This is a genomic window from Pseudomonas sp. Xaverov 83 (assembly GCF_019352905.1).
Classification (GTDB): Bacteria; Pseudomonadota; Gammaproteobacteria; order Pseudomonadales; family Pseudomonadaceae; genus Aquipseudomonas; species Aquipseudomonas yamanorum.
The window spans coordinates 207,150-213,904 of the sequence record NZ_JAAAFU010000025.1 but is presented as its reverse complement, the minus strand read 5'-3'; the positions used below and the strand labels follow the sequence as shown (position 1 = coordinate 213,904).

Genomic DNA, 6,755 nt, shown 5'->3' with positions numbered 1-6,755 from the left:
TGCCAGAGGTCTGGTATCGGATTTTCTAGGAAGCCCAGCGTGGGCTCAAATGCTTAAGTGAACAGCATTACGCACAAGGCGGGCCTTTAAAGGGAGATTCGCGGTATCAGTGAGTGATGGCGCGGTCGGCAGACAATTTGCCAGCCCCCTCCAACAACACCGCCAGCGTACCGCCCAGCAACGCCAGGGCGAACTCGTAACCGTTGTTGGCCATGAACAAACCGTTATGGATATGCACCGAGAAAATCGCCACCAGGGAGATGATCGACAAGCCCAGAGCCGCAGGACGCGCCAGCAAGCCAATGATCAGCGCCAGACCGGCGAAGAACTCAGTACCGCCGGACAGAACCGCCATCAGGGTACCTGGGGCCAGGCCAATACTTTCCATCCACTGGGCAGTGCCCGCCAGGCCACCACCGCCAAACCATCCAAAGAGTTTCTGCGAACCGTGGGCGGCGAAGATGATCCCGACAAAAATCCTCAGGATCGTCAGGCCATAGCCAGCGCGGGTGGAGAGGATGCGGGTGATCAATGGGCTCATGCTGATAATCCTTTTCGATGTAGGGGTTGGGTTGGCCGCTATATTAATCAGTTTAAGTAATGATAAAAGCCGATAAAACGGCTAATAACCATCGATTTAATAGATTATTTCCGTGACGCAACTCGCGGCGCTGCCGGCTCCAACGACTCCCGTTCCCGATCAAACGCCAGGTAATACTTGTTCACGCTATTAACATAGCTGACACCGCTCATTCCCACCTGCTCCATGGCAATGCGCTCAACCTGGAAAAACCATTGGTTTGGGTTAAGTCCCCGCCGCCGCGCTTCGGCACGCATTCCCTGGACCCGCTCCGGCCCCATGTTGTAGGCCGCCAGCACAAACGCCATGCGCTCGCGCTCGTTGAGCTTGGGGCTTGAGAAAAACTTGCGCCGGATCATCGCCAGGTACCGCGCGCCGGCCTGCACATTGCTGTCCAGGCTTTCGATGTTATTGACCCCAACCCGCTGGGCCGCCGACGGGGTGATCTGCATCAACCCGGTGGGGCCGCCGCTGCTCCGGGCGCCGGGATCGAGGGCCGATTCCTTGAACGCCAACGCGGCCAGGTTCAGCCAGTCCATGCCTTGTTCTCGGGCATGCTTTTGCAGCACGGGACGCAGTTTTTCCAGGCGCTGGCGGTCAGCACGGGCCAATGGATAACGCACCTGGTACAGGCGGCGATAGATGCGCTGGAACGCCACGTCCTGATCGGACGGCGTGTGGTAAGTCTTGAGGAAACGATCAATGCTGGCCCGCAGCATCGAAGCATCCTGGCGCACAAACCAATATTCTTCGCCCGGCTCACTGATGGCTACCTGCCGGTCAAACCGCAGCTTGGGCAGGATCTTCGCCCAGCGCTCGGCAATCGGTCGCTCGACAATGGTCAGGTGGAAAATCCCGGCCTGGACCATCTCCAGCACGTCTTCCACCGCCAGGCTGGGGTCGACCCACTCCACCTTCACCGGCGGCAACTTGTGCAGCGCCAGCTTCTGGTTGACCTGGTTGATCGCGTCCGACGCAGCGCTGCCGGTGGTCAAGGCCAGCGTGCGCCCGGACAATTGCTCGAGTTTGGTAAACCGCCGCTCACCCTTGAGCCCTACCAGCCACAGCGGCACGTCGCTGGCAATCGGGTCACTGGTGGCAATCTTGTGAGCGGCCTTCATATCCAGTAATTCGCCGGGGGCCACCAGGTCACCCTCACCGCGCGCCAACGCGCCGATCAATTGGTCCTTGGCCTTGGGAATAATCTTGAGGCTGATCTCCTCACCGTCACGGGCGTGGCCGTTGAGGTATTGCTCGAAAGCACGCAGGCGGTGGTATTCAACACCGATGGCCTGGCCCTGGACTTCGCCGGAACTGTTACGGCTCTGGTTGACCAGCACTCGCAAGGTGCGGCTGCTGCGGATCTGCGCGAGGTCACGGACCTTGCCGGGCTTGGTGACTTCCAGCGGCCCGTCCAGACGCGCAACCGCGGCCATGGGCAGCAGTAACGTCAGGCACAACATAAGCAACGCCGAGGGTCGGATCATCCGCTCTCCGGAAGAAAGAATACTGCCCATTGCTTCGCGAAAAACGAGGCGTTGGGGGACAGAAACAGAGCGCCATGAGCGCAGGCTTTGGGCGCAAGGGTGGCACGGCAGATGGCGACAAACCAAACACAGTGTTACTTGCGACTTTCAAAGACAGCTTTAACTCGTTGTAGTTCTTGGCTTTTCTTATAAATCTACAGCTCTGATATGCTTTCCGACCGCAGGCGGAGGTAGCACCATGCAACTCATTGATATCGGCGTCAACCTGACGAACCCAAGTTTCGACGAAAAGCACCAGGCCGTTCTCGACCGCGCCTACGCCGCCGGGGTGAGCCAATTGGTGCTCACCGGCACCAGTGTTGACGGCAGTGAACAGGCCCTGGAACTGTGCCAGCAGTTGGACGAAAGCGGCCAACGCCTGTTCGCCACCGCCGGTATCCACCCCCACTCCGCCAGTGACTGGAACGCCGAGAGCGCCAGGCGCCTGCGCGGTCTGCTCAAGGAAAGCCGGGTACGGGCGGTGGGTGAATGCGGGCTGGACTTCAACCGGGATTTCTCGCCGCGCCCTCAGCAGGAAAAAGTCCTTGAAGAACACCTGGCCCTGGCCGTGGAACTGAAACTCCCGGTTTTTCTTCATGAGCGTGACGCCAACCAGCGCCTGTTGGAAATCCTGCGGGACTACCGTGATCACCTGTCAGCCGCCGTGGTGCACTGCTTCACCGGCGAGCAGCGCGCGCTGTTCAGCTACCTCGACCTGGACCTGCACATCGGCATCACCGGCTGGATCTGCGACGAGCGCCGTGGGACGCACCTGCATCCGCTGGTCAGGGAAATTCCCCGTGGTCGTCTGATGCTGGAAAGCGACGCGCCCTACCTGCTGCCCCGCACCTTGCGGCCCAAGCCCAAAAACGGTCGCAACGAACCCGCCTATTTGCCGGAAGTCCTGCGGGAAGTCGCCCTGCACCGTGAAGAAACCGTGGAAGACCTGGCGCAACACAGCACAGCCTGCGCCCGCGCCTTTTTTGGATTGCCTGTGCCGGATTGACGCGGCGCATTGACCCATATCAAAACCTGCCGGGCCGATAGCGGCACAATAATGGCACCTTGCCAATGCTGTTTCCGCTATCAGAGAAAACCTTCCATGGGTGCCTGGCTTAGCAACATCTCACTGAAGTACAAGTTCTGGGCCGTGAACGCGGTCGCCTTCATCACCACCCTGTTGCTGGTGCTGTACGCCGTGCAGCTCGAACAACAGGCCCGCAGCCAAGCCTCCCAGGCTTCGGCGCAAGCCCAGGCGCGCTTGCTCAGTGCCTGGCCCGCCGGCCAACCGCTGCCCAAGGGCGAGCACTGGCTGACCTATGCCAAGGGCAAAGTCCCACAACTGGGCGACGAGGATCTGTCAGCCCTGGCCACCGCCAGTGGCTGGGTGGACTTCAATCACATGCCGTTGTTCGGCGAAAACCCGCTGATGGGCGCCGAAGTGATCAGCCGCGCCGACGGTCAGCAGGTCGCCGTGCTGGCCTACGGACCCAGCTTGAGCCAAGTCTTCGAAGACCGTTTCGCCAACTACGCCGTAGCGGTGATGATTCTGATGCTGGCCATGCTCGGCGCCTCACAGCTGCTGATCCGCTTTCTGCTCAGCCAGCTCAATACCTTGAAAGACGTGATGCTGCACGTCGAAAAAACCGGCGACCTCTCAGCCCGCGTGCCCTTGGCTTGTAAAGACGAGGTCGGGCAGATGGCCAGTGCCTTTAACGCGATGCAGGCGGGTTATCAGCGAGTGGTCAACACCGTCGCGCGGACCGCCAAGCAACTGGACGACGGCGCCGCACGCCTGGCCAGCAGCATGAACGAGGTGCAACACGGCATGCTCGGCCAGCAAAGCGAAACCGACCAGGCCGCGACTGCAATCAACGAGATGACCGCCACCGTCTACCACATCGCCCAGCACGCCGGCGCCACCCGCGACCTGTCCCAGACTGCCGACACCCTCGCCGGCAGCGGCCAGGAAGTGGTCAGCCGGGTACAGCGCTCGATTGCCGGGCTGTCCACGGGTGTGCAGCAGACCGCCGAAATGATCCAGAAACTGGCCGAGGACAGCCAGAAAATCAACAGCGTGGTCGGGGTGATTCACAGCATCGCCGAACAGACCAACCTGCTTGCCCTCAACGCCGCCATTGAAGCCGCCCGCGCCGGCGAAATGGGCCGGGGCTTTGCCGTGGTTGCCGACGAAGTACGCAACCTGGCCAAGCGGGTGCAAAGCTCCACCGATGAAATCACCCGCATGGTGTCCGCCCTGCAAGCCGGCACCCGGGACGCGGTGGATTTTATGCAGGAAAGCTCGTTCAAGGCCGACGACTGTGTGCAACAGGCGCAAGAGGCCGGGATTGCTCTCGCCGAAATCACCGGCGCCGTGGCGCAGATGCGTGAGAGCAATACGCAGATTGCCGTGGCGGCCGAACAGCAAAGCCATGTGGCCGAGGAAATGAATCGGGCGGTGGTGAGCATCCGTGACGTCACCGAGAACACCGTGCAACAAACCGTGGACTCGGCGACCACCAGCAATGAGCTGGCGACCCTGGCCGGAGAACTGAGCAAGGCCATCGGACAATTGAAGCTGTAAACACTGAAGGGATGGCTATGGCCTCCATAGCCATCCTTGATTCGCCGCCCCGCCCTGCCCGTCCTACACTCTGTTCAAGATGTTTCAACGGACAGAGGAATCACGATCATGGGCAAACGTCATCCAAATCTCCCCGCCTGGCAATGGCGTACTCACCCGCAGAATCATCAGCACGCGACCAATCAAGTGTTGCAGCTGCTGGCGCTGCCGCTGCTGGTGATCGGCTTTCTGCTGATGGTGTCCGGAGTGTTCAGCGAGAACCTGGCGAGCGTCGCTATCGGGGTTGTCAGCATTGTGGCCGCGCTGGCATTGCAGCATCACGGTCGCAGCCTGGAGGCACGCACCAGCGATGCCTCCGACGATCAACACCTGTTGGTCTGAGGGCTCAGGCGAACACCACCACCGACTGGCGACTGATAGCAATCAACTGGCCGTCGGGGCTCCACAGCTGCGCAGCCGCATGGCCGTAGCCGTCGCGGGCATGCTCGATGTGGACCCGGTATTGACACCAGTCCAGGGTGCTGAGGGTTTGCAACGGCTGGACGAATTCGATGGTCCAGGTCAGGGTGCTGCCCGGTGCTGGTTGGGTCAGGTGCGGTAATACCGAAGGTGGCCATGCGTCGACCAGCGCGAGGATATGCGCTTCGGTCAGGGGCTCTTCTTTCACGTCGCCACGCAAGCGCACCCAGCCGCCCATCTCACGGGATTTATTACCGGTAAATGGCAGCCCGCCGACGCTCCAACGCATCGCCAGGTGCCGCATGAATTCCGGTGTCACCCCTTTGACGTAGGGCAGCTCCTGGCACTCATCCCAGTGTTTGAAGGTGGGCGCGGGTTCAGCGGCGACGTCGATTTGCGACGGCCGCGACGCGCCAAAACTGGCCTGCACCAGGGTCATCGTTTCACCGTTCTGCACCACACGGCCCAGCAACTGGCTGACAGCCTTGCCTTCGCGCAGCACTTCGACTTCGTAGCGGGCAGGCACATCCGGCGCCACGGGGCCGACAAAGGTAATCGCCAGCGAACGCAACGGGCGATCCGCCGGGACCTGCGCACGCAGGGCCTCGTACTCCAACGCCACGACCAGGCCGCCGAACGTGGCACGGCCCTGGGCCCATTCGGCCGGGATCGAAACGTCCAGCGGGTGGTTGCGGACAGCGTCGAGCAAATCACTAAAGCGCATGGCGATCTCAACTTGAAGAAAGGATTGAGGGATCTTAACCACCCGGCCTGCGCCGCACAGCACCTATTCCAGCCAAAAGTCCGGACAGAAAGGCCGCAGGTTCAAGCGAAGCAGTCGGCGCTCAGTTTATCCAACACACGGTCCGCCTGCCCTTCAGCCTCGGCCATGGTGCGGTGCCAGCCGGATACGCACGGCTGCAAATCAGGTTCGTGCCCGGCTTGCGCCAGCCATTGCCAGCAGTCGTGCCAATCGCCGAGGGCGCCTTGGGCGGCCTTGAGACGGGACACCGCTTTGGGGGGCAGCTTATCCAGCTCGGGATAAGCCTCGGCCGCATAACGCACACGCTTGATCAACAGGCGCAGGCGATGGCGGTCATGGTTGGGATCGTGCAACGCTTCGCCGAGTTTTTTCCATTGCTTGGCCAGGCGTTTTTCAATGCGGGTGCGCAAACCCTTGAGCAATTTCTGCCGTTGGGATGCGCGGATAAAGCGGGGGAATGCTTCGAGGATCAACAGCAGTTGCGCCAGCTCCGGCCCTTGCGCCACCGAGCGGTAGGTGGCTGGCTGCTGCCGCATACGCCGCTCAGCTGCTTCGTGATGGCCATGCTGGTGGAGGTACGCCGCCAACACTTCACGGTCGCGAAACGGCGTGGTCAGTTGGCCCACGCCACTGGCGGCCTGTTCGAGCTGCTCGACACCGGGCAACCCGCGCAATGGCCGCAACAGGCTGCGCAAGCGCCGCACCGTGGTGCGCAGATCGTGCAGGGCCTCGTCGTCCGTGACGGCGGCGAGGCGCGCCTGGCAGCTCAGTAACCCTACTTCCAGGCCGATGACCTGAGCGACTAACTGATCGACCAACGCTGCCATGCCTGTTTCCCCTGTT

At 61.5% G+C, this 6,755-nt stretch carries 6 protein-coding genes and 1 pseudogene; 3 read left to right on the top strand and 4 right to left on the bottom strand.

What is annotated here, in order from left to right:
• Positions 1-106 precede the first annotated feature (106 nt).
• Together K0H47_RS10175 and K0H47_RS10170 are read right to left on the bottom strand one after the other, a co-directional pair.
• On the bottom strand, positions 107-541 hold the full coding sequence (locus K0H47_RS10175; RefSeq protein WP_063032112.1) for a DoxX family protein: 435 nt from the start codon (positions 539-541) through the stop codon (positions 107-109).
• A gap of 104 nt (positions 542-645) precedes the next feature.
• Complete coding sequence (locus K0H47_RS10170; protein ID WP_063032114.1) at positions 646-2,067, bottom strand: transglycosylase SLT domain-containing protein; 1,422 nt, start codon at positions 2,065-2,067, stop codon at positions 646-648.
• Between the two features lie 238 nt (positions 2,068-2,305).
• Between K0H47_RS10170 and K0H47_RS10165 the strand changes: the two genes are divergently transcribed.
• The 3 genes and pseudogenes from K0H47_RS10165 to K0H47_RS10155 form a co-directional block, all read left to right on the top strand.
• A complete protein-coding gene (locus tag K0H47_RS10165; RefSeq protein WP_003218739.1) occupies positions 2,306-3,112 on the top strand; it encodes a TatD family hydrolase in 807 nt (268 codons plus the stop codon).
• A gap of 96 nt (positions 3,113-3,208) precedes the next feature.
• The gene (locus K0H47_RS10160) at positions 3,209-4,690 is read left to right on the top strand and encodes a methyl-accepting chemotaxis protein (protein WP_063032116.1); all 1,482 of its coding nucleotides are present in this window, start codon (positions 3,209-3,211) and stop codon (positions 4,688-4,690) included.
• 108 nt (positions 4,691-4,798) lie between these two features.
• Positions 4,799-5,056: pseudogene (locus K0H47_RS10155) on the top strand (terminase); the annotation flags it as partial.
• A gap of 19 nt (positions 5,057-5,075) precedes the next feature.
• Here the strand turns inward: K0H47_RS10155 and K0H47_RS10150 are convergent.
• Positions 5,076-5,873 carry an acyl-CoA thioesterase II gene (locus K0H47_RS10150; protein WP_219272491.1) on the bottom strand — a complete coding sequence of 266 codons (798 nt, stop codon included), beginning with the start codon at positions 5,871-5,873 and terminating at the stop codon, positions 5,076-5,078.
• Between the two features lie 101 nt (positions 5,874-5,974).
• Positions 5,975-6,739 carry a CHAD domain-containing protein gene (locus K0H47_RS10145; RefSeq protein ID WP_177069668.1) on the bottom strand — a complete coding sequence of 255 codons (765 nt, stop codon included), beginning with the start codon at positions 6,737-6,739 and terminating at the stop codon, positions 5,975-5,977.
• Positions 6,740-6,755: the final 16 nt, after the last annotated feature.

What these genes read in the sequence shown, in the direction of transcription:
- K0H47_RS10160 (WP_063032116.1), top strand. Translation starts at nt 3,209, where the DNA reads ATGGGTGCCTGGCTTAGCAACATCTCACTGAAGTACAAGTTCTGGGCC.
- K0H47_RS10175 (WP_063032112.1), bottom strand. Translation starts at nt 541, where the DNA reads ATGAGCCCATTGATCACCCGCATCCTCTCCACCCGCGCTGGCTATGGC.
- K0H47_RS10145 (WP_177069668.1), bottom strand. Translation starts at nt 6,739, where the DNA reads ATGGCAGCGTTGGTCGATCAGTTAGTCGCTCAGGTCATCGGCCTGGAA.
- K0H47_RS10165 (WP_003218739.1), top strand. Translation starts at nt 2,306, where the DNA reads ATGCAACTCATTGATATCGGCGTCAACCTGACGAACCCAAGTTTCGAC.
- K0H47_RS10150 (WP_219272491.1), bottom strand. Translation starts at nt 5,873, where the DNA reads ATGCGCTTTAGTGATTTGCTCGACGCTGTCCGCAACCACCCGCTGGAC.
- K0H47_RS10170 (WP_063032114.1), bottom strand. Translation starts at nt 2,067, where the DNA reads ATGATCCGACCCTCGGCGTTGCTTATGTTGTGCCTGACGTTACTGCTG.